Annotated in this window: 18 protein-coding genes; 8 read left to right on the top strand and 10 right to left on the bottom strand. The window is 71.3% G+C overall.

Annotated features, from left to right (window positions below; genetic code table 11):
- Positions 1-13: 13 nt before the first annotated feature.
- Positions 14-223, bottom strand: a complete 210-nt coding sequence (locus Pka01_RS36725) for a ubiquitin-like protein Pup (protein ID WP_203887601.1) — start codon at positions 221-223, stop codon at positions 14-16.
- 310 nt (positions 224-533) lie between these two features.
- Between Pka01_RS36725 and Pka01_RS36730 the strand changes: the two genes are divergently transcribed.
- The gene (locus tag Pka01_RS36730) at positions 534-1,400 is read left to right on the top strand and encodes a serine/threonine-protein kinase (protein WP_203887602.1); all 867 of its coding nucleotides are present in this window, start codon (positions 534-536) and stop codon (positions 1,398-1,400) included.
- Positions 1,401-1,402: 2 nt separating this feature from the next.
- Here the strand turns inward: Pka01_RS36730 and Pka01_RS36735 are convergent, their stop codons facing one another.
- The 5 genes from Pka01_RS36735 to Pka01_RS36755 all read right to left on the bottom strand — a co-directional run bounded on the left by Pka01_RS36735 (position 1,403) and on the right by Pka01_RS36755 (position 8,289).
- Positions 1,403-2,785, bottom strand: coding sequence for a cobyrinic acid a,c-diamide synthase CobB (locus Pka01_RS36735; protein ID WP_203887603.1), 1,383 nt, complete (start codon positions 2,783-2,785; stop codon positions 1,403-1,405).
- A 257-nt stretch (positions 2,786-3,042) separates the two neighbouring features.
- Entirely contained in the window at positions 3,043-3,603 is a 561-nt protein-coding gene (locus Pka01_RS36740) for a histidine phosphatase family protein (protein ID WP_203887604.1), read from the bottom strand.
- Between the two features lie 31 nt (positions 3,604-3,634).
- Positions 3,635-5,152 carry a depupylase/deamidase Dop gene (gene dop / locus Pka01_RS36745; protein WP_203887605.1) on the bottom strand — a complete coding sequence of 506 codons (1,518 nt, stop codon included), beginning with the start codon at positions 5,150-5,152 and terminating at the stop codon, positions 3,635-3,637.
- A 305-nt stretch (positions 5,153-5,457) separates the two neighbouring features.
- Positions 5,458-7,221 carry a proteasome ATPase gene (gene arc, locus Pka01_RS36750; RefSeq protein ID WP_203887606.1) on the bottom strand — a complete coding sequence of 588 codons (1,764 nt, stop codon included), beginning with the start codon at positions 7,219-7,221 and terminating at the stop codon, positions 5,458-5,460.
- Between the two features lie 210 nt (positions 7,222-7,431).
- On the bottom strand, positions 7,432-8,289 hold the full coding sequence (locus Pka01_RS36755) for a tRNA (adenine-N1)-methyltransferase (protein WP_203887607.1): 858 nt from the start codon (positions 8,287-8,289) through the stop codon (positions 7,432-7,434).
- Between the two features lie 163 nt (positions 8,290-8,452).
- Between Pka01_RS36755 and Pka01_RS36760 the strand changes: the two genes are divergently transcribed.
- Positions 8,453-9,559 carry a GNAT family N-acetyltransferase gene (locus tag Pka01_RS36760; protein WP_203887608.1) on the top strand — a complete coding sequence of 369 codons (1,107 nt, stop codon included), beginning with the start codon at positions 8,453-8,455 and terminating at the stop codon, positions 9,557-9,559.
- Between the two features lie 30 nt (positions 9,560-9,589).
- On the opposite strand, the gene Pka01_RS36765 is transcribed toward Pka01_RS36760, so the two are convergent.
- Together Pka01_RS36765 and Pka01_RS36770 are read right to left on the bottom strand one after the other, a co-directional pair.
- On the bottom strand, positions 9,590-10,852 hold the full coding sequence (locus Pka01_RS36765) for an aminotransferase class III-fold pyridoxal phosphate-dependent enzyme (RefSeq protein WP_203887609.1): 1,263 nt from the start codon (positions 10,850-10,852) through the stop codon (positions 9,590-9,592).
- Positions 10,853-10,945: 93 nt separating this feature from the next.
- Positions 10,946-11,851, bottom strand: a complete 906-nt coding sequence (locus Pka01_RS36770; RefSeq protein ID WP_203887610.1) for a carbohydrate kinase family protein — start codon at positions 11,849-11,851, stop codon at positions 10,946-10,948.
- Between the two features lie 45 nt (positions 11,852-11,896).
- On the opposite strand from Pka01_RS36770, the gene Pka01_RS36775 reads away from it, so the two are divergent.
- Positions 11,897-12,487, top strand: coding sequence for a TetR/AcrR family transcriptional regulator (locus Pka01_RS36775; protein WP_203887611.1), 591 nt, complete (start codon positions 11,897-11,899; stop codon positions 12,485-12,487).
- An 88-nt stretch (positions 12,488-12,575) separates the two neighbouring features.
- Here the strand turns inward: Pka01_RS36775 and Pka01_RS41425 are convergent, their stop codons facing one another.
- The gene (locus Pka01_RS41425) at positions 12,576-14,153 is read right to left on the bottom strand and encodes an FHA domain-containing protein (protein WP_203887612.1); all 1,578 of its coding nucleotides are present in this window, start codon (positions 14,151-14,153) and stop codon (positions 12,576-12,578) included.
- Positions 14,154-14,414: 261 nt separating this feature from the next.
- Positions 14,415-15,584, bottom strand: a complete 1,170-nt coding sequence (locus Pka01_RS36785; protein ID WP_203887613.1) for a site-2 protease family protein — start codon at positions 15,582-15,584, stop codon at positions 14,415-14,417.
- Positions 15,585-15,810: 226 nt separating this feature from the next.
- On the opposite strand from Pka01_RS36785, the gene Pka01_RS36790 reads away from it, so the two are divergent.
- From Pka01_RS36790 to Pka01_RS36810, 5 genes are all read left to right on the top strand, one after another.
- Positions 15,811-16,677, top strand: a complete 867-nt coding sequence (locus tag Pka01_RS36790; protein WP_203887614.1) for a RecB family exonuclease — start codon at positions 15,811-15,813, stop codon at positions 16,675-16,677.
- 133 nt (positions 16,678-16,810) lie between these two features.
- Positions 16,811-18,028 carry a sensor histidine kinase gene (locus tag Pka01_RS36795; RefSeq protein ID WP_203887615.1) on the top strand — a complete coding sequence of 406 codons (1,218 nt, stop codon included), beginning with the start codon at positions 16,811-16,813 and terminating at the stop codon, positions 18,026-18,028.
- Between the two features lie 52 nt (positions 18,029-18,080).
- The gene (locus Pka01_RS36800; RefSeq protein ID WP_203887616.1) at positions 18,081-18,764 is read left to right on the top strand and encodes a response regulator; all 684 of its coding nucleotides are present in this window, start codon (positions 18,081-18,083) and stop codon (positions 18,762-18,764) included.
- A gap of 113 nt (positions 18,765-18,877) precedes the next feature.
- Positions 18,878-19,696 (top strand): ABC transporter ATP-binding protein, encoded by an 819-nt coding sequence (locus Pka01_RS36805; RefSeq protein WP_203887617.1) that lies wholly within the window; start codon positions 18,878-18,880, stop codon positions 19,694-19,696.
- Positions 19,693-22,233, top strand: a complete 2,541-nt coding sequence (locus tag Pka01_RS36810) for an ABC transporter permease (RefSeq protein WP_203887618.1) — start codon at positions 19,693-19,695, stop codon at positions 22,231-22,233. Before Pka01_RS36805 ends, Pka01_RS36810 begins: the two co-directional genes overlap by 4 nt.
- Positions 22,234-22,273: the final 40 nt, after the last annotated feature.

A 22,273-nucleotide genomic window follows, 5' to 3' on the forward strand; every position in this document is an offset into this window, starting at 1 on the left:
ACGGGACCCGCTTCTACTCCCCGCCCTTCTGGACGTAGCTCCGCACGAACTCCTCCGCGTTCTCCTCGAGGACCTCGTCGATCTCGTCGAGGATGGCGTCGACGTCGTCGGTGAGCTTCTCCTGACGCTCCTGGACGTCCGGGGCCGCCTGCGCCTCGACTTCCTCGACGTCGCTCTCCTGGCGGCCGGTCTGCTTCTGACCGCCGGTGTCCTTGGTCGCCATGGGTGCTACCTCCGCTACTCGGGGATGTCCCTCTTCCTCTATTTTCCCCGAACCGCACGACATTCGCGCGCCAGCCCCCACGATCTTTCTCCTCCGGCCCGCGCTCCGGGCCGAACAAGGTCGTTTACGTGGGGGTTGCTGGGGCGAGTAAGCCTTGGGAGCAGGCACAATGATCTCGGCACCGGCCTGCTGTAGATCGGATCGTTATGCCCTCAGCGCCGTCCTCCGGCGTTCGGCGGCGCCCGTCCGGACCACAATGTGCAGGGATTCTCGGGCCCACGGGGGCGGCTGGAGCGCGGACGGGGAACTGATGGAAGCAGATCGAGCAGGACAACTGCTCGGGGATCGGTACAGACTCGTCTCGCCTTTCCACCGGGAGGACGGCGGCGTCATGTGGCGGGCTCACGATCTGCGGCTCAGCCGCGACGTGGTGCTCAAGGAGGTGCGCCCGCCCGCCAGCATCGACAAGTCCGACCTGCCCTCTGCACGGCGCCACGCGCTCGGTGAGGCGCGCGCCGCCGCCCGCCTGTCCCATCCGGCGATCGTGACCGTTCACGACCTCCTGGAGGATCAGGGCAGGCTCTGGATGGTGACCGAGCTCCTGCGCGGCCTCACGCTGAGGGAGACGGTGCGCCACCTGTCCAGGCTGCCGGTCCACTGGGCCGCCTGGGTCGGCTTCCAGCTGCTCGCCGGGATCAGGTACGCCCACGCGAACGAGGTCCTGCACGACGGCATCAGGCCGTCCAGGGTCCTGCTGACCGAGGAACGCGTGGTGCTGACGGGATTCGGGTTCGCGACGCCGGAGAACGCGCCGGCGCAGGCCGCGACCGTCGCCTCGCCGTACGCCGCGCCGGAGCGGGCCCTCGGCGCCCTCCCCGCCGAGACGTCTGACCTGTGGTCGTTCGGGGCCACGCTGTACTTCGGGGTGGAGGGCAGGCCCCCCTACCCGGTCGAGGCGCTCGTCGCCGCCGAGGGCCGCGCCGAGCCGGACCCGCCCCGCCATGCGGGCCCGCTGCGGCCGATCCTCGTCGGCATGCTCCAGGCGGCCCCGGAACGGCGGATGCCGGCCGAGGAGGCGACCTCTCTCCTCGTGGAGATCCTGAAGAAGGAGGGCATCGCGGCCACGTTGCCCGGCCGCCGGGCCGAGTCGCCCATGCCCCCCGTCTTTACAAAGTAGATTTATTCGGCCGCCGCGTGCGTCGCCCGCCGGGCGGCGGCGACGAAGCGGGCCGCGAGCCGGGGGCTGCCCGCCCAGTGCAGGTGCAGGTACGAGGCGAGGACCCGGCCACTGGCGTATCCGTCGGCCCCGCCCCGCCAGCGGAAGGCCGGCCTGTCCGGCGGGGTGCAGACCGTCCGGTGGAACTCGTGCCCGCGGAAGCGCTCGCCCTCCCGGGTAAGCACCGTGTCGGTCACGGCCACCGCGTCGCGGTAGCCGAGCGTGAGCCTGGAGGTCATCCGCGCCGTCGTGTCGAGGACGCCGCACATCGGGAGCCCGTCGAGCTCCCGCCCCAGATAGAGCAGGCCGGCGCACTCGGCGGCGATGGGCCCTTCGAAGCCGGCCACCTGTTCGCGCAACGGCACGTTCGCCGACAGGTCGCTCGCGTACACCTCGGGGAAACCACCGGGCACGACGATCCCCCGTGTCCCCTCAGGCAACGACTCGTCGTGCAACGGGTCGAAGGTGACGACCTCGGCGCCCGCGGCCTCGAGAAGCTCCACATTCTCGGCGTAGCCGAACGTGAACGCCGCGCCGCCCGCCACCGCGATCCTGGTCCGGTCCCCTTCCGGCTCCGCCCCGCCCTCCGTGACGGCCGTGGACGGCGACCAGACCGGTCCCGGCGACGCCGGAGCCGAGCGGGCGAGCCGAACGAGCGCGTCGAGGTCGCAGGACCCGGCGACCAGGGCGGCGAGCAGCCCGGCGGTCCTGACGGCCTCGGCACGCCGCTCAGCCACGGGGATCAGGCCCAGGTGGCGGGACGGCGTCTCGATCTCCCCCGCCTTCCTGATCGCTCCGAGAACGGGGACTCCGGCGTCTTCGAGCGCCCCGCGGCAGATCTCCTCGTGCCGGTCGGAGGAGAGCCGGTTGAGGATGACTCCGCCGAGCCGGATCCGGGTGTCGTACGACGCGAATCCGTGGACGAGGGCGGCCACCGACTGTCCCTGCCCCGCGGCGTCCACGACGAGGACGACGGGCGCGTCCAGCAGCCGGGCGACGTGGGCCGTGGAGGCGAAGTGGCCGTGCCTGCCGGGCCCGCCAGGACTCGCGGCGACCCCGTCGAACAGCCCCATGACACCCTCGACGACGGCGAGGTCCGAACCGGCCGAACCATGCCGGAACAGAGGGCCGACGAGGTCCTCACTGGTCAGCCAGGGATCGAGGTTGCGCCCCGGCCGGCCGGTCGCCAGGGAGTGGTAGCCGGGGTCGATGTAGTCCGGCCCGACCTTGTGCGGCGACACGCGCAGGCCGCGCTCGGCCAGGGCGGCCATCAAGCCGGTGGCCACCGTGGTCTTGCCCGTCCCCGAACCGGGCGCCGCGATCACGAGCCGGGGCACGCCGCTCATCGCCGGCTCCCGCTCGGCGGTCTGACCGGTGTCGGGCTCGATGGCAGGGTCGGCGGCACGGATGATCCATTCCCGGGGTCCTCGCCCCGATCGGGTAGGGCTGTGGCCGGGTCCGCTCGGCTTCCGGCCCGGCACTCGCCGCGGGCCTGCCCGGCCGCCCGAAGTGTACGACGTACCGCCACGCGGGGCCGGGTCAGGTGTGCCGCGTCATGATCGGCGGGAGGGGGCGTCGGACAGACGTCGGCGGGCGGGGAGCGTCAGACGGCGGCGGCCAGCCGCAGGTTCCAGCGTCCTCCCCTGCCGGTCAGTTCTGCCCGGCTCAGCGGCTCGACGTCGATCCGCCAGAACGCTCCCGGCCAGGTCCCGAGCGTGTGCACGACCGCGGCCCGGATCACGGACGGGTGGGTGACGGCGACCACGCGGCCGGCGGCCAGGCCGGCGAGCCACTCTCCCACCCGGGCGACCACGTCGACGACGGACTCCCCGCCGTGCGGCGCCGCCGTCGGGTCGCCGAGCCAGCGGCTCACGCCCTCGGGGTCGGCCGCCTGGACATCGGCCAGCGTGCGGCCACGCCATCCGCCGAAATCGCAGTCGCCCAGCTGCGGGACGGGCTCGGCCGCAAGCCCCAGCCAGTCCGCCGTCTGGGCGCACCGGAGCTCGGGGCCCCGCAGCGCGAGGCCGTCCGTGTAAGGGGCTGCGAGGCTTCCTTCACAATGGCCGTGGAGGCGGCGCTCCTCCACCGGTTCGTCCCCGGGGAAGGACGCGGCCGCCGTCGCCGCGGTGAACGCGTGACAGATCAGCAGGAGGCGCGTGGTCATCGGTTCGGGGGTGGCCCGGCCGCGCGGGGGCTCAGCCTTCGCCGGTCAGCGCGGCCACGAGGTCGGCCGCCGTCCTGCACCGGTCGAGCAGGTCGCCCACGTGCGCCTTGGTGCCGCGGAGGGGCTCCAGGGTGGGCACCCGCTGCAGCGACTCCCTGCCGGGGATGTCGAAGATCACCGAGTCCCACGACGCGGCGGCGACCGACTCGCTGTACTGGCGCAGGCAGCGGCCGCGGAAGTAGGCACGGGTGTCGTTCGGCGGCATCTCGATCGCGCGCTCGACCTCGTCCTCGGCCACCAGCCGCTGGATGCGGCCACGGGCGACGAGCCGGTTGTATAGGCCGCGCTCGGGCCGGATGTCGGAATACTGCAGGTCGACGAGCTGCAGGCGCGGGTGGCTCCAGGGCAGGTTGTCGCGGGTGCGGTAACCCTCGAGGAGCTCCAGCTTGGCCACCCAGTCGAGCTCTCTGGACAGCTGCATCGGGTCCTCGGCCAGCCGGGTCAGCACCGACTCCCAGCGGTTCAGCACGTCCTTGGTCATCTCGTCGACGCTGGAGCCGTAGCGGTCCTCGACGTACTTGCGGGCCTGCTCGAGATACTCCATCTGGAGCTGCACGGCGGTCATCTTGCGGCCGTTCCGCAGCGCGATCTCGTACTTGCAGGTCGGGTCGTGGGACACGGCGCGCAGCGCCGCGACCGGCGACTCCGCCGACAGGTCGTTGGTGAGGAAGCCGTCCTCGATCATCGCCAGGACGAGGGCCGTCGTCCCCAGCTTCAGATACGTCGAAATTTCCGACATATTGGCGTCGCCGATGATGACGTGGAGGCGGCGGTACTTCTCCGGGTCGGCGTGCGGCTCGTCACGCGTGTTGATGATCGGCCGCTTGAGCGTGGTCTCGAGGCCGACCTCCACCTCGAAGAAGTCGGCCCGCTGGCTGATCTGGAAACCCTCGCCGCGCGAGTCCTGCCCGATCCCGACCTTTCCCGCGCCGCAGACGACCTGGCGGGACAGGAAGAACGGGGTGAGATGGCGGACGATGTCGGCGAACGGGGTGGCCCGGCGCATGAGGTAGTTCTCGTGGCAGCCGTATGAGGCGCCCTTGGCGTCGGTGTTGTTCTTGTACAGCTGGATGGGGGCGTTGCCCGGCATCGCCGAGGCGCGGACCGCGGCGTCGTGCATGACGCGCTCCCCCGCCTTGTCCCAGATGACCGCCGCCCGGGGGTTGGTGCACTCGGGGGTCGAGTACTCGGGGTGGGCGTGGTCGACGTAGAGCCGCGCGCCGTTGGTGAGGATGACGTTGGCCAGGCCGAGGTCCTCGTCGGTCAACTGGCTCTGGTCGGCCACCTCACGGGCCAGGTCGAACCCACGGGCGTCACGGAGCGGGTTCTCCTCCTCGAAGTCCCATCGAGCGCGCCGGGCCCGCGCGGCCGACGCCGCCAGGTACGCGTTGACGACCTGTGAGGAGGTCACCATCGCGTTGGCCCCTGGCTGCCCGGGTACGGCGATGCCGTACTCGGTCTCGATGCCCATCACCCGCCGAACCGTCATGCGCACCCCGCCTGTTTCAGGCTGTCGTTCCGCCGTTATATCCCCGAGCCTAGCCCCTTCTCTATGCCCGGCTGCCAGACAGTTACGGCACCGATGCCTAGGGAGTTTGTACCGGAACGAGCGGCCGGGGCGAGAAAACCGCATTTCGCCCGGTCGGGTCCGGCGCCGGCACCGGCGGGCCGTCCGGGCCCCCGGGACGCGAAACGGCGCGGCCCCTGGGGGACCGCGCCGCTCGTGACGCCGCGAGTGTCACCGGCTGACGGCAGGTGCGCGAGTGCCTGCGCCGCCCTCTGAGGTGGTGGTGCTCAGAGGTACTGACCGGTGTTGGCCACCGTGTCGATCGACCGGCCGGCCTCCGTGCCCTGCTTGCCCTGGACGAGCGTGCGGATGTAGACGATCCGCTCACCCTTCTTGCCGGAGATGCGGGCCCAGTCGTCGGGGTTGGTGGTGTTGGGCAGGTCCTCGTTCTCGGAGAACTCGTCCACGCAGGCCGCCAGCAGATGCGCGATCCGCAGGCCCTTCTGCCCGGTCTCGAGGAACTGCTTGATCGCCATCTTCTTGCCGCGGTCCACGATGTTCTGGATCATGGCCCCGGAGTTGAAGTCCTTGAAGTAGAGGACTTCCTTGTCGCCGTTGGCGTAGGTCACCTCGAGGAAGCGGTTCTCCTCGCTCTCGGTGTACATCCGCTCGACGACCCGCTGGATCATGCCCGCGATCGTGCCCTCACGGCTGTCGCCGTGCTCGGACAGGTCGTCGGCGTGGAGCGGGAGCTCGCTGATGATGTACTTCGAGAAGATGTCCTTGGCCGCCTCGGCGTCCGGCCGCTCGATCTTGATCTTCACGTCCAGACGGCCGGGCCGCAGGATCGCGGGGTCGATCATGTCCTCGCGGTTGGAGGCGCCGATGACGATGACGTTCTCCAGGCCCTCGACGCCGTCGATCTCCGACAGCAGCTGGGGGACGATGGTGTTCTCGACATCGGAGGAGACGCCGGAGCCGCGGGTACGGAAGATCGAGTCCATCTCGTCGAAGAACACGATCACCGGTGTGCCCTCGGAGGCCTTCTCCCTGGCCCGCTGGAAGACCAGGCGGATGTGCCGCTCGGTCTCGCCGACGTACTTGTTGAGAAGCTCGGGACCCTTGATGTTGAGGAAGAAGCTCTTGCCGGACTGGCCGGTCTTCTCTGCGACCTGCTTGGCGAGGGAGTTGGCGACCGCCTTGGCGATCAGCGTCTTACCGCACCCGGGAGGGCCGTACAGCAGGACGCCCTTCGGCGGGCGCAGCTTGTGCTCCCTGAACAGGTCGGCGTGCAGGTAGGGCAGCTCGATCGCGTCCCTGATCTGCTCGATCTGCCTGCTGAGGCCGCCGATCTCCTCGTAGGAGATGTCCGGGACCTCCTCGAGGACGAGCTCCTCGACCTCGGACTTGGGGATCCGCTCGTAGACATAGTTGGAACGGGGCTCGAGCAGGAGGGAGTCGCCGGCTCTGATCGGCTGGTCGAGGAGGGACTCGGCCAGCTTCACCACGCGCTCCTCGTCGGCGTGCGAGATGACGAGCGCGCGCTGCCCGTCCTCGAGGAGTTCCTTGAGCATGACGATCTCGCCGACGTCCTCGAAGCCGAGGGCCTCGACGACGTTGAGCGCCTCGTTCAGCATGACCTCCTGGCCACGCTTGAGCGACTCGACCTCGACGGCGGGGCTGACGTTGACCCGCAGCTTCCGGCCGCCCGTGAAAACCTCGATGGTGCCGTCTCCCCTGGCCTCGAGGAACACTCCGAAGCCGGACGGCGGCTGGGCCAGCCGGTCGACCTCCTCCTTGAGGGCGACGATCTGGTCTCTGGCCTCCTTGAGGGTGGAGACCAGCCGCTCGTTCTGGCTCGTGAGGGCCGCCACCTGGGCCTGGACCTCATGAAGCCGCTCTTCGATGACCCTGGCCTGCCGGGGTGACTCGGCCAGCTTCCGGCGCAACGCGGTGATCTCCTCCTGGAGGAAGGAGACCTGTGTTGTGAGATCCGCGACCTCCCGTTCGCGCTGCGCGGCCCGAGCCTCAGCGTCGTCGCGAGCTGCCACGCCCCGTCACCTCCTTCCCCGTCGAGAACGACTACTCAAGACCCTACCTATCTTGGCGCTGTACGTAACCTGGCCGGGCAGTGTTCGTGTAGTTACATTGGGTGTTCGCCGTTTGATACCTAATTGAGCGTTTATTCTCGCAGCATAAGGAACACACCCTTATGTTCCCGTGTCACTGGGCTTTGCCCGTTTGTAGCTGAATCGTCACCCTCAATCGGTAGCCTCCCCATATGCCCCCTTCGCGGGACGCCGGCGCCGTGGCGGGGGCGTGACACCGTCCGCCATGCGACGGGCGCTTACGAGGAACCCGGTGTGGCCGACCATGCGGTGGTCCGGCCGTACGGCGAGGCCCTCGACATGCCAGTCGCGAACCAAGGTCTCCCACGCGTGGGGCTCGGTGAAACTCCCGTGTTCTCTGAGTGTTTCCACGGTTCTGGACATCTGCGTAGTGGTCGCTACATAACAGCAAATAACGCCGCCGGGAGTCATGGCCTTGGCGGCGGCGTCGACGCACTCCCACGGGGCGAGCATGTCGAGGATCACGCGGTCGACGTCCACCTCGTCGAGCGCGTCGACGAAGTCGCCCACGACCAGTCGCCACTGGTCCACGGGGCCGCCGTAGAACTTCTCCACGTTCTTGGTCGCGACCTCCGCGAAGTCCTCCCTGCGCTCGTACGACGTGACCGACCCCTCGGGCCCGACGGCGCGCAGCAGGAAGCAGGTCAGCGCCCCCGAGCCGACTCCGGCCTCGACCACACGGGCGCCGGGGAAGATGTCGGCCATGCCGACGATCTGCGCGGCGTCCTTGGGATAGATCACCGCGGCGCCGCGCGGCATGGACAGGGCGTAGTCGGCCAGGAGATGGCGGAACGCCAGATAGTCGGTGCCGCCCGAGGACCGGACGACGGAGCCCTCAGGCCTGCCGATCAGCTCGTCGTGCGGGATCGACCCCTTGTGCGTGTGGAAGACGCCGCCCTCTTTGAGCGTCACCGTGTGCCGCTTGTTCTTGGTGTCGGTGAGCTGAACCTGATCTCCGGCCTGGAACGGGCCGTGCCTGCGAAAACCCATGGTGAAAAGGCTATCGGGCATTGCCGGCGCGACTGCCGCCCGCGAGCCGGATATACGACTATATGTGCGGATAGAGCCGCACACCGACGGCCTGCGCGGCCGAGAATGAGCCCGAGCCGGATATAGGTTGGCCCCTTCCCTGGCTCGCTGGTAGCAATGGTGCATGTTGCCCCGAGAAGTCATCCAGGTCGGCTCCCTGGTCCTCCGCATCCCCGAAGAGAAGGACGCCGACGCCGTCGCGCGGGTGTACGCCGACCCGCAGGTGGTCCGGTTCGTTCCGCTGGTCCCACCTGACTACGGACGCGAGGACGCGCTGAACTGGATCTCGGCGGCGCAGGTCGTGTGGGACGAGGGCGGCGCCCAGTTCGTGATCACCGATCGGGACACCGGCGAGGTCCTGGGGGCCACGCTGCTCAAGCCGCCGGACCGCTTCGGCAACAGCGAGGTCGGCTACCTGCTGGCCCCGTGGGGCCGGGGCCGGGGAGCCGCGACGGCGGCGGTCCGCGCCCTCGCCGAGTGGGGCTTCGCCCAGGGCGTGCCCCGCATCGGGCTGATCACCGACGTGGAGAACATCCCGAGCCAGCTGGTGGCGTACCGGTCCGGCTTCGCGCGGGAGGGAGTGCTGCGCGAGGAATACGCGACGGGCGACGGCGTGCGGCACGACTCGATCGCCTTCGCCCGGCTGGCGGGCGATCCCGGCGACCCGATCGAGCCCTTCCTGCCGTTCTTCCCGGGCGGCTTCCCCTCGGGTTCGCTGACCGACGGCGTCGTACGGCTGACGCCGCTTCTGCCCGGCGACGCCGACGACTACCACGCCATGCAGTCCGACCCGCAGATGTACAAGTTCAGCGTCCCGCCGGAGCCGCCGTCCTACGCCGACAGCGCGATGCGGTGCCGGTACGCCGGGATGTGGTGGTTGTCCGGCGACCGGGTCGAGCTGGCCATCCGCTGGGCCGAGACCGGCGCCTTCGCCGGGCATGTCCAGCTCACGGCCGTGATACCCCCGCTGGGCCAGGCCATGGTGGGGTACAGCCTCCTGCCGGAGTACCAGGGGCGGGGCGTGATGACCCGGGCGGTGGACCTCCTGGCGTCCTGGGCGTTCGAGCACACGGGGATCCGCAGGCTCGTCGCGGGCACCGCCTCAGACAACGTCGCCTCGCACCGGGTGCTCGAGCGCGCGGGATTCGCCCGCGAACTGCTGGTCGAGGGCCTGCTCCCCGGCCCCGACGGCACGCGGATCGACGACCTCCAGTGGGCGCGGACCCGCTGACCGCGGTCCGCGCCCGCCGCACGACGGGGGTCAGTCGGCGCCGTACGCCGTCCTGAGCTTGGCGAAGGCGGCGTCGGTGCCCTGGAGCGCCCGGTCGATCTCCGCGTCGGTGTGGGCGGTCGACAGGAACCAGTTGTGCCACGCGTGGAGGAAGACGCCCTCGTCCAGGCAGGCCCCGGCCCAGTGCATCGCCTTCTCGAGGGTCTCGTCGCCTTCGAAGGACAACCAGGGCACCTGTACGGGACCCGTCTGCTTCACGACGAACCCGTGTGACGCCGCCTGCGCCGCCAGCCCCTCGCGCAGCCGGGTACCCGCCCGGTGCATCAGCGCGACCCCGTCGGTCTCCCTGAGGATCTCGATCGTCGCCGTCGCGGCGGCCATCGCGGTCGCGGAGAACCAGAACGAGCCGGTCGAGTACAACGTCTGCGCCGGGGCGCGCAGGGCCTCGGCCCCCGTGACCGCGGCGATCGGGAAGCCGTTGGCCATGGCCTTGCTCCAGGCCGTCAGGTCGGGGCGCACTCCCAGCGGCTCCCACGAGCCCCGCAGGTCGAGCCGCCACCCGGCGCGGACGTCGTCGATGACGAGGGCCGCGCCGAGGCGGTCCGCGAGGGCGCGGATCCCCCGGGCGAACTCCACCTCCGCCGGTTCCTGGTCCTCGAACGAGTCGTGCTTGAACGGCGTGACGAGAATCGCGGCGACGTCGCCCTCGGCCTGTGCCGCCGCGGCCTCGGCGGACGCGAGGTCGTTGTAGGTGAACTCGATGGTGTCCGCCCGCTGGTTGGGGGTCACGCCGGAAAGGCCGGGCGTGCACCAGGGGTCGGCCCCGTGGTAGGCGCCGTGGGCGACCAGCACCTTGGTCCTTCCGGTGGCCGCCCTGGCCACCATCAGGGCCTGGGTCGTCGCGTCGGTGCCATTCTTGGAGAACATCGCCCAGTCGGCCGACGGGATGAGGTCGACGAGGAGCTCCGCCAGTTCGACCATGACCGGGCCCGGCCCGTTGAGGCAGTCGCCCGACGCCTGCTGCGCGGCGGCGGCGGCCTCGACCCGGGGGTTGCGATGCCCCACGATCATCGGGCCCCAGCTGCACATCAGGTCGACGTACTCCTTGCCGTCCGCGTCCCACTGGCGGGCGCCTTCGCCCCTGACGAAGAACTGCGGGTACTTGTCGCCGTGCAGCGCCGCGTTGAGGTGGCCGTACATGCCGCCGGGGATGACCTTCGCGGCACGCGCGCGCAGGGAGGCGTCACCCGCGGCCGCGTGGCCGGGCGCGACGTCGCGGGACAACTCACTCATGGGACGGCTCTCCTCTTCGAAGCGGTGATTCACGGTGAAAGGCGCGGCAGGCCGCCTGCGGCGTACGGCGGCGCGTACGGCCCGCCGGCGGGGTCAGGGCGCCTCGACGGGCCCGTCGAGACCGGCGTCGGAGCCGAGGCCGCCCGCCACGCGGGCGGCGACCGCCGTTCCGAGCCTGGCGGAGCCGACGACGTCGCGTCCGCCGAGCAGGCCCGCCACGAATCCCGCGCAGTACGCGTCGCCGCACCCGGTGGTGTCGACGACGGGCACATCGAGCGCGGGGACGCTCGTGTGGCCGGACGAGGTGGCGACCAGGCTGCCCTGCCCGCCCAGTGTGATGAGAGCGCCCGTGAGCCCGTCGCCGAGCAGCGCCGACGCGGCCCCCTCCGGCGTGTCCGCCCCGGTCAGCATGAGCGCCTGCTCCTCGTTGGGCAGGAAGTAGTCGACGTGCGGCAGAAAGGCCCGCACCGCCGGCATCAGGTCGGGCATGTTGGACAGGAGGTCCATCGTGACCACGGTCCCGTTCTCCCGGATCTTGTCCAGGAGCTCGAAGAACGCCGGGTCGTGCAGGCCCCACGTCACGTCCATGCCGCCGAGATGCACGATCTCGGCGCCCGCGATCCGCTCCTGGTCGAGATCGGCAACCGACAGCCCCAGATTCGCGCCGGGAACGTGGAACGACGGGCGGCCTCCGTCCGGGCGGATCGGCAGGATGGAGGCGGCGGTCTGCTCGCCGGGCTTGCGCACCACGCCGCTCACGTCGACCCCGTGCCTCTTCATGATCATGAGTAGGACGTCGCCCAGGTCGTCGTCGCCCACCGCGCCGAGGGAGGCGACGGGGACGCCCATCTTCGCCAGGTCGACCGCCGTGCCGGCGGCTGCGCCGGCGGCGGTGATGCGGATCTGCTCCACCAGATGCGTGTCCTGGCCCTCCGGGATGGACTCCACCGGACGTGCCAGGACGTCCACGATGTGAACGCCAAGCGTGACAACCGACATGTGCGGATAATAGACGGGCGACCGACTAAAACAACAGGGGGGCGCATGCCGAAGATCGTCAATCATGAGGAGCGCCGCGGCGAGGTGGTCGCGGCGGCCCGCCGGATCATCCTGCGCGACGGGATCGAGGCCGCCACCACCCGGGCCATCGCCAAGGAGGCCGGCTACTCCAACGGCGTGCTGACCCACTATTTCGCCGACAAGGACGACATCCTGCTCTCGGCGCTGGAGGCCTCCCATCGGCGGATCGCCGAACGGCTCGCGCGGAAGTTGTCGGGCCTCGGCGGCCTCGAGGCGTTGCGGGAGGTCCTCGTCGACAACGTGCCGCTCGACGAGGAGCGGGCGATGGAGACCGGTCTCGAGATCGGGTTCTGGGGGCGCAGTCTGACCAGCCCCGAACTGCTCGAGGTCCAGCGCCGTGAGGCCGCCGACCTGCGCTACCTGGTGGTGAGCCTGCTGCAGTCGGCCGCCGAGGCCGGGCAGATCCGCACCGACGAAGACCTGGACGACGTCGCGGAACGGCTGCTCGCGCTCGTCGACGGCCTGAGCGTCCACCGGCTGCTCTATCCGGCCAGGATCACCGGGGAACGCCTGGAACGGCTCATCCTCGGCGAACTGGACCGGCTCCGGCCCTAGAAGCCCGAAGGCGGGTCGCGGCCGTCAGGCCCACCGCTCCGCTTGCACGTTCGGCCCGGGAACGCCCTGCGCCCCCGGGCCGTCCGCGTCACGCCCCTCGATGGGCCTCGTAGCGCATCGTCCGGGAGACGCCGACCCGCACGGTCGTGCCCGGGTGGATCGCCACCTCCTCCTCCGGAGGGATGTCGTAGAAGTTCGGGTCGCCGGGCGGCTGGATCTGGGTGCCGTTCACCGAGCCGAGGTCGATGAGGTTGACGTCCCAGCCCTCCAGGGCGACCCGCAGGTGACGGCGCGACACCGAACCGTCAGGGCTGGTCACCCTGGCCGGACGGGCCTTGCCCGCCTGCACCTCCGCGGCCCGCTCGGGATCACGCCCGAGCACGTAGTCGGAGTCCAGTTGCAGCGTCATCCCGTCATCGAGCACGAGCACCCCGAGCGGCGGCCTCGACCCCTGGTACGGCATCACCGAGCGCTGGTCGATCGCGATGCCGCAGACCGCGCAGTACGGCACGCGCGGGTCGTTGAAGTGGTCGTTCTTGCAGTCGACGCCGAGGACCATGGGCCCCGCACCGGGTTCGGAGCCCGGATCGGGAGAGGTGTCGAACTGCGTGGCGTCCTGCATTCCCTGAGGCGGCGCCTCCCGCCCCTGGGGCATGTCCCGGGGCATGTCCCGGCCGAACTCCCTGGGCGGCTCGCGGCCGGCCTCGGGCCCGGGCAGGTCGAAGGGTCCGCTCGGCGGGCCGTCGTGCCGGAGTTCGGACCGCTGGCCGTGCCGTCCCTCTTCGCGCGGCCCGTCGAGGGGCGTCCACTGGTCGGAGAGCGGTGAAGGTCCTGGCAGCGGAGGAAGGGGAGGCAGCGAGGCCGCCGGTGAGATCGGTGAGGGACCCGACAGGGGGTCGAGCGGGCTGGGCCCGGACGGACCGGACGGCCCCTGGCCCTGCGGACCCGGCACAGGCTCCGGAGGCGGCCCCGACGGAGGGCCCGGGGGCAGCGGCGGAAGGGGAGGCAGCGGCGGCGGGACGACGGGCTCCCGCGCGGGCAGCGGATCCGGCGGCCCGATCGGCGGGAACGGATTCGGCTGGAGGTGGGGCGGCGGCATGTGGGGTGGCGCCTGCGGGGGCGGGGCGGACAGATGCGGCGTCCGCTGCGGCAGCGGCGGGACCACCGCGGAGTCGCCGCGCTGGGTGAGATCCAGCTCGATGCCGGCCCCGGGCACCACGCCGCTGTCGAGCCTGGCGAAGGGGCTGGCCTGCCCGGCGCCGGGAAGCCTGAGTTCGATCTTGGCTACCGGACCGGCGATGAGCCGATCGGTCCACGTGAGCGCCTCCCGGCCGGCAAGGTAGACGTCTCCGTCCGGCCCTCCGGACACGGTGGCCGTCGCGGCTCCGCTGACGAGGACGGCGACGCCGCCCCCCGCGGGACCCGCGACTGCGCAGGGGACCGGCTCCCCCGCGATCGACCTGTCCATCGCCCTGGCGAGGACCTGGGCCACCCGGCGGGCCAGGGCCCGGCCGTCCCCGCCCGTCGCCGCGGTCTCCCGCAGCGCCGCCAGGAACTCCCCCACCTCCTGCTCGGCCGCGGCACAGACGAGCAGCAGGCCGTTCAGATGGGCGACAACGCCATCTCCCGGCATCGGGCGGATCAAGCCCACGCCCTGTTCCGTCACAGAACTCTCCCTCCCGGATACCCCGGAATCGCCACCTGACCATCGGTACCCGGCCCGGCCCACCGGCCGTCGTCGCGGCATCCGGCCCGTGGGGCGACCCACGGGAAACGGAACGCGGCGGCTGATGGCACCGGATCGATCATCCCAGAACGTAGCAAACCAATGGTGAACGCCGTTCCTGAATCTACGCCGCCCAGACCTGTGGGCAGAACGGACCCGGGGGCCAGTCGGCCGTGACGGCGGGACCTCACTCCCGGGCCGTCAGACCCCGGTGAACACACGGTTGACATCAGCCGTGGACAGCACGCCGTAGATCTCGCCACCCTGCTCGACCAGCAGATACTCCGCCGCGGGGGTGCCGCGCATGGCGTCGAGCAGGGACTCGCCCTCGAGATCGGCCCCCAGGACCAGCGACGGCTCGAGCGTGCGCGACAGGGAGCCCACGTTGACCCACGGCCTGCGCTGTTCCGGGGTGGCGTTGATGGCCGCCTCGTTGACGATCCCGACCGGACGCCCGTCGTGGTCGACCACGATCATCGCGCCCGCTCCGGCGTCGCCCGCACGGCGGAGCGCCTCAGACAGCGGGACCTCGGCGGTCACGGGCAGGGCCCTGCGCGCGAGGACCCGCGCCCGCAGGTGCGGCAGCCTGGTGCGCACCCGGGCGACCTTGAGCGACTGGGACGCGCCGATCCAGATGAAGGACGCGAGGAGGATCGACCACAGGGTGTTGCCCAGGTCGGGCTGCTGCCCCGCCATCACGTAGAGCAGCAGCGGGACGACCACGATGATCACGGCCACGGTGCGGCCCACCCAGGCGGCGGCGACGGTGCCCCGGATCGCGTCCCTGGTGATCTTCCAGACTCCGGCCCGCAGCAGCCTGCCGCCGTCGAGCGGCAGGCCCGGCAGCAGGTTGAAGATGCCCACGATCAGGTTCGACGTCCAGAGCTGCCAGACCAGCACGGGGATGAGCCCGTCCGGTGGATGCGTCGCCATGTACAGGGGGTTGATCGACCCCTCGACGAACAGGGCCGCGGACACCGCGTAGCCGATCACCGCGAGGCCCAGCGAGAGCAGGGGGCCGGCGAACGCGATGTTGAACTCGCGCCCCGCCGTCTCAGGCTCACGCTCGATCTCCGAGACGCCTCCGAGCATGTAGAGGGTGATCCGTCGGACCGGCAGGCCGTAGTACTTCGCCACGACGCAGTGGGCCAGTTCGTGCAGCAGGACCGAGGCGTAGAGCAGGACGGCGAAGACCAAACCCACCACGTAGCTGCCGACGACCCCGTACTCGGGCAGGCTCCTGGCGAAGACCGGCTGGGAAGCGTAGGTGATGAAGGCCGCGACGATCAGCCAGGTCGGCGACACGTACACCGGAATGCCGAAGGGGCTACCAATCCGAAATCCCGGGGACTGGTTGGCAGGTGTACTCATGTTGGCCGCCTTATCTCCTCGACCTCGATGCTACGCGCCGCCGAGGTGAGATCAGCCTATGAGTTCACGCGCGCTTCGCGTACCCGTGCCGCACCTCGCGTCGTCTCCGGTCCCACACCCCGCGCTCCCCGGCGCCCGATTCCGGTCACCCCTCTCCCGGCTCCCGCTCACCGGCTCCGTGGTTGTGGGCTCCGTGGTTGTCGGCCGCGTGGCCTACAGTGCGGGCATGACCCTCGCCGAAGAGCGCTCGATCATCGGCGCCCTGTCCCCCTCTCGTGCCGGTGATTTCATGACCTGCCCGCTGCTCTACCGGTTCAGGGTGATCGACCAGCTCCCCGAGCGGCCGTCCCCCGCGGCGGTGCGCGGCACGCTCGTCCACGCGGTGCTCGAGCGGCTGTACGACCTGCCGTCCGAGGCGAGGACCACAGCGGCCGCGCAGGACCTCCTGGAGCCACAGTGGGAGCGCCTGCTCACGGAGGAGCCGGATTACGCCGCGCTGTTCGAGACCGACGAGGAGCGCGACCAGTGGCTCGCGCAGGCCAGGACAATGGTCGAGCGCTACTTCACGCTCGAGGACCCGCGGCTGCTCGAGCCCGCCGAACGTGAGATGTACGTGGAGACCGTGCTCGAGAGCGGCCTGCTGCTGCGGGGCTACATCGACCGCCTGGACGTGGCGCCCACCGGCGAGATCCGCGTGGTCGACTACAAGACGGGCACGGCGCCCCGGCGCGACTTCGAGGCCAAGGCGCTGTTCCAGATGAAGTTCTACGCGCTGGCCCTGTGGCGGCTCAACGGGACCGTGCCGAGGATGCTCCAGCTGATGTACCTCGGCAACGGGGAGATCCTGCGCTACACGCCGGACGAGGCCGACCTGCGCGCCACCGAGCGCAAGGTGCAGGCGCTGTGGGAGGCGATCGAGCGGGCCGTCCGCACCAAGGAGTGGCGGCACCGTCCCTCGCGCCTGTGCGACTGGTGCGACCACCAGGCGCTGTGCCCCGAGTTCGGCGGCACTCCGCCGCCCGTGCCCGACCATCGGCCCAGCACGAGGTCGCGGGCACGCGGCAGGGCGCGGTCCGCCACCGACGAGTTGTGAGCCGGTCCGCCGCGGCGGACGGGAGCGGGGCGGCCCGCCGTCCGGGCCGTGATGCGCGTCTCCTCCGTGCGAAGGAGGCCGATATCCGCCGCGCGCAGGGTTGCTCCGTCCCGGCACGACCTAAATTTGATACGTGCGCACCACCCCCGTGAAGCCGCGGTCCTTGATCCGAGCTCTTCCTCCGATCAGCGACTCGGTCATCGCGGTGGTGCTGACGGCGGCCTCGCTGCTGTTCATCCTGCTGACGAATCCCGCGGGCCTCACGAACTGGCAGGGCACGTCCTTCGCGCCCGTGCGCGACCCCGACTGGTTCAACCTGTTCGCCGCGGCCCTGTCCACGCTCCCGGTGGCGTTCCGGCGACGGTGGCCGTTCGTGCTGCTCGTGCTGACCGGCGTGCCGGAGGCGGTGCTGAACGCGCTCGGTTACAACGCCGGGCTCGGCGGCATCGGCGGGCTCGTCCTGCTCTACACGGTGGCGGCCTACCGGGGCCTCGCGCTGAGTCTCGCGGCGGTCGCCGTCTTCGTCATCACATCCGCCGTCAACGTCGCCATCGGGTCCCAGCCCGTGACGTGGATGGACCAGCTGGTGATCTTCGTGGTGATGACCCTGTGCTGGGTCATCGGGCGGAGTGTGCGGCTGCGCCGTGCCTATCTGGCGGAGCTGACCCAGCGGGCCGACCGGCTGGAGCGGGCCCGGGAGGCCGACACGCGTGCCGCCCGGGCCGAAGAGCGCTCGCGCATCGCGCGCGAGCTGCACGACGTGGTCGCCCACCACGTCAGCGTCATGACCGTCCAGGCCTCCGCCGCGCGCAGGATGCTCGACTCCGACCCCGACGTGGCGCGCGACGCGCTCACCGCGATCGAGGAGATGGGACGCACCGCGATGGCGGAGATGCGCAACATCGTCGGCGTGCTGCGCACCGACGGTCCGGCCGAGCGCGAGCCGCAGCCGGGCATGCACGACCTCCCCACGCTGGTCGAGCAGATGCGGGAGGCGGGCCTGCGCACCCAGCTCTGGGTCGAGGGCGAGCGGCTCGGGCTGCCCCCGGGCCTCGACCTGGCCGCCTACCGTCTCATCCAGGAGGCGCTCACCAACAGCCTCCGCCACGCCGGGCCCACCGCCCGCGCCTGGGTCACCGTACGCCAGGAGGCCGGGGAGCTGACGGTCCACGTCGAGGACGACGGCAGGGGCGCGGCGGCGGAGCTCGCCCAGCCGTCCAACGGGACGGGGCACGGCCTCGTCGGCATCAAGGAGCGGGTGGCCCTCTATGGTGGAGTCCTGAGGATCGGCCCCCGCGACGGTGGCGGATTCGAGGTCCGGGCTCGATTCCCCCTCAAGGACAGACCATGACGAACAGGGTGACCCCCTCCCTCCGGCACCCCGCACCACCGAAGGACGGATCATGACGATCCGCGTCCTGCTGGTGGACGACCAGCCACTGCTGCGCACGGGTTTCCGCTTCATCCTCGAGGCGGAGAAGGACGTCACCGTCGTCGGGGAGGCCGGGGACGGGGCGACGGCCATGGACCAGTCGCGCGCCCTCCTGCCGGACGTCGTCCTCATGGACGTCCGCATGCCCGGCATGGACGGCATCGAGGCGACCCGCCGCATCGTGCGGGAGGCGGCGCCGAGCGTCCATGTGCCGAAGGTGCTCGTGCTGACCACGTTCGACCTCGACGAGTACATCGTGGAGGCGCTGCGGGCCGGCGCGAGCGGCTTCCTGCTCAAGGACGTCCCGCCGGACGAGCTCGTGCAGGCCATCAGGGTCGTCGCGGCGGGCGACGCGATCGTCGCCCCGAGCGTCACGCGCCGCCTGCTCGACCGCTTCGCGACGCGGCTGCCCTCCGCGCACCAGCAGACGACCCCGGCCCGGGTCGATCGGCTGACCGAGCGGGAGCTCGAGGTCCTCCGCCTGATCGCCAAGGGCATGTCCAACGCCGAGATCGCCGCCGAACTGGTGGTCAGCGAGACGACCGTCAAGACCCACGTCGGCAACGTGCTCACGAAGCTCGGCCTGCGCGACCGGGTCCAGGCCGTCGTCCTCGCGTACGAGACGGGCCTGATCACGCCGGGCGCGCTGCCCTGACAGGCCTACTCCTCGGGTAGTAGGGGCCGGTCCGGGTTCTCCTGCCGCGGGGGCAGTCCGAGTAGGTCCCGCAGGCCGATCCCCCGCCGTGCGGGCGCCCATAGCGTCGAAGCATGACGTTCCCCCTGACGACCCCCCTGACCGCCTCCGCGTACGGAGACCACGCCGGCACCGCGCCCACGACCGATGACGAGATCCGGTCCGCCGGTTCGCTGGCCGCGCGGGCCGTCGGCGTGACCAAGGTGTACGGCACCGGCGACGCCCGGGTGAACGCGCTCGACGGAGTGACCCTGGGCATCCCCGGCGGGCGGTTCACCGCGATCATGGGCCCGTCCGGATCGGGCAAGTCGACCCTGATGCACTGCCTCGCCGGCCTGGACGGCGTGACCGGCGGCCAGGTGTTCGTCGGCGACGTCGAGCTGACCCGCCTCGACGACAGGCGGCTGACCCGGCTGCGCCGCGACAGGATCGGATTCGTCTTCCAGTCGTTCAACCTGATCCCGACGTTGACCGCGCTGGAGAACATCACGCTCCCGATGGACATCGCGGGTGTGCGGCCCGACCAGGCCTGGCTCGACGCGGTGATCGACACGGTGGGGTTGCGCCCGCGGCTGCGGCACCGGCCGTCCGAGTTGTCCGGCGGCCAGCAGCAGCGGGTGGCCTGCGCCCGTGCCCTGGCAGGCAAGCCCGAGATCATCTTCGCCGACGAGCCCACGGGCAACCTCGACTCGCGTTCCGGCGCCGAGGTCCTGTCGTTCCTGCGCAACTCGGTGCGGGAGATGGGCCAGACGGTCGTCATGGTGACCCACGACCCCGTGGCGGCGTCCTACGCCGACCTCGTCGTCTTCCTCGCGGACGGCCGCATCGTCGACCAGCTCGCCGGGCCGACCCCTCAGGGCGTGCTCGAACGCATGAAGGGCCTGGATCGATGATCACCCGGCTGACCCTGCGGAACCTCGCCGCGCACCGGCTGCGCCTCGGCCTCACCGCGCTCGCCGTGGTGCTGGGCACGGCGTTCGTCGCCGGAACGCTGATCTTCTCCAGCACGACGGACAAGGCCTTCGACGAGTTGTTCTCGGAGGGCACGCACACGGTGGACGTGACGGTGCAGGGCACGCGGGCGTTCACAGGCGGGGCCGACGACCTCGCCGCGAAGCCGGTTCCCGCCTCCGTCCTCGACCAGGTCCGCCGCGTGGACGGCGTGGCCGAGGCCCGCGGCCAGATCACGGGATTCGCGGCGATCGTCGGCAGGGACGGGAAGGTCGCCGGGGGGAACGGCCCGCCGCAGATGGGGATCGGCTGGCCGTCGTCCCTGTCGGACTACACCCTCGTCAGCGGGCGAGGTCCCACGGCTCCCCATGAGGTCGCCCTCGACTCGGTCACCGCGGAGAAGACCGGATACGCGACCGGCGACCAGGTGAAGGTCGTCACGAAGGGGCCGGCCGAGCCGTACGAGGTGGTCGGGGTCTTCAAGGTCGGCGCGAGCGGGCGGACGGGCGGCGTCACCTACACCGCGTTCGAGCCCGCCACCGCGCAGCGGCTGCTGGCCGAGCCCGGCGCCTTCTCCGGGATCGTGGCCAAGGCCGCGAACGGGGTCTCCCCGGCCGAGCTGGCCGGGCGGGTGAACGCGGTCGTGCCCGCGGGATTCGAGGCGATCACGGCCGAGCAGGCCGCGGACGACGCGGCCGGCGACGTCAAGGAGCTCCTCGGCTTCCTCAGCACGTTCCTGCTGACCTTCGGCGTCATCTCGGTCTTCGTGGGCTCGTTCATCATCTTCAACACGTTCTCGATGCTGGTCGCGCAGCGGACCAGGGATCTGGCGCTGCTGCGCGCCGTCGGAGCGTCCCGCCGGCAGGTGACCCTCTCGGTCATGGGCGAGGCGCTCGGGGTGGGACTGCTCGGCTCGATCGCCGGCCTGCTCGCGGGGGCCGGGCTGGCGGTCGGGCTGCGCGGTCTGTTCTCCGCCATGGGCGCCGACCTTCCGACGACCGCGCTGGTCATCGCGCCGTCGACGGTCGTGTGGACCCTCGCGGTCGGCGTCGCCGTCACCCTGGTCGCGGCCTTCTTCCCGGCCCGCCGCGCTGCCCGGACGCCCCCGGTGGCGGCGTTGCGGGACGGCACGGCGCCCCCGGCCCGGTCGCTGCGCGCCCGCGCCGTGACCGGTGGGCTGTTCGCCGCCGCGGGAGGCGCGCTGCTCGCGACCGGTCTCGCGGGCGACGCCGGCGACCCGCTTGCGCCGGTCGGAGGCGGCGCGCTGCTGGTGTTCCTGGCGGTCGCCATGCTGAGCCCTCTGTTCGCGCGGCCGGTCACCCGGCTGCTGGGTGCGCCCCTCGTCCGGCTGTTCGGCACGACGGCCAGGCTCGGCAGCGGCAACGCCCAGCGCAATCCCCGCAGGACGTCCGCCACGGCGGCGGCGCTCATGATCGGCATGGCTCTGATCGCCACGGTGTCGGTGCTCGCGGCCTCGATGACGGCCTCCATCGACAAGGCGCTCGACGGCTCGCTCGGCGCCGACTTCCAGGTCTCGGCGGGTGGCGGCTTCGGACCGCCCGGATCGTTCGACCCGTCGGTGTCGGCCGCCCTCGCCGCCGTGCCGGGTGTGAAAAACGCGACGCCGATGACGTACGCCCAGGTCAGGCTGGGCGACCAGCAGGTGTTCGCCGCCGTCGGCGACCCCGAGGAGCTGGCCGCGCCGTTCGGCCTCGAGATGAAGTCGGGCACGCTCGCCGCCGATGCCGACGAGATCCTGGTCGACGCCAGGACGGCGGCGGCGAGCGGCTGGACGACGGGGTCGTCCGTGCGGGCCCAGTACGCCGACGGCGCCCATGCGACGATCAGGATCGCGGGCGTCTTCGCGGACAACCCGATGGCCGGGCCGTACCTCCTGGGAGAGGCCACGCACGCGGCCCACTACCCGGACTCCCGGGTCTCCACCGTCCTCGTCGTCAAGGAGCCGGGCGCCGACGCCGCGACCGTCCGCAGGGGCCTGGAGGCCTCCCTGGCGGCCTATCCCAACCTGACGCTGCAGGATCGGTCCGACATCAAGGAGCAGGCCCGCGCGAGCGTCGGGCAGCTCCTCACGATGATCAGCGCCCTGCTGGTGCTCTCGATCCTGATCGCGGTCCTCGGCATCATCAACACGCTGGCGCTCTCGGTCATCGAGCGGACGCGGGAGATCGGGCTGCTCCGGGCGGTCGGAATGGGCAGGCGCCAGCTGCGCAGGATGATCCGCTACGAGTCCGTGCTCATCTCGGTGTTCGGCGCGCTGCTCGGGATCGCCGTCGGCATCGGCTTCGGCTGGGCGGTCCAGCGTGCGCTCGCCGACCAGGGAATCGACGTCCTGTCCGTGCCCGCCGCCCAGCTCGGCGCCTACCTGGCGGCGGCGGCGCTGGTCGGCGTGCTCGCGGCGGCCTGGCCGGCGCGCCGGGCGGCCAGAATGGACGTGCTGCGGGCGATCGCCGCGCAGTGACAGGAACTCCACCGGTACGGCTCCCGCGCTCGGGGGGGAC

Origin of the sequence: Planotetraspora kaengkrachanensis (assembly GCF_016862895.1) — a bacterium.
GTDB classification, from domain to species: Bacteria; Actinomycetota; Actinomycetes; order Streptosporangiales; family Streptosporangiaceae; genus Planotetraspora; species Planotetraspora kaengkrachanensis.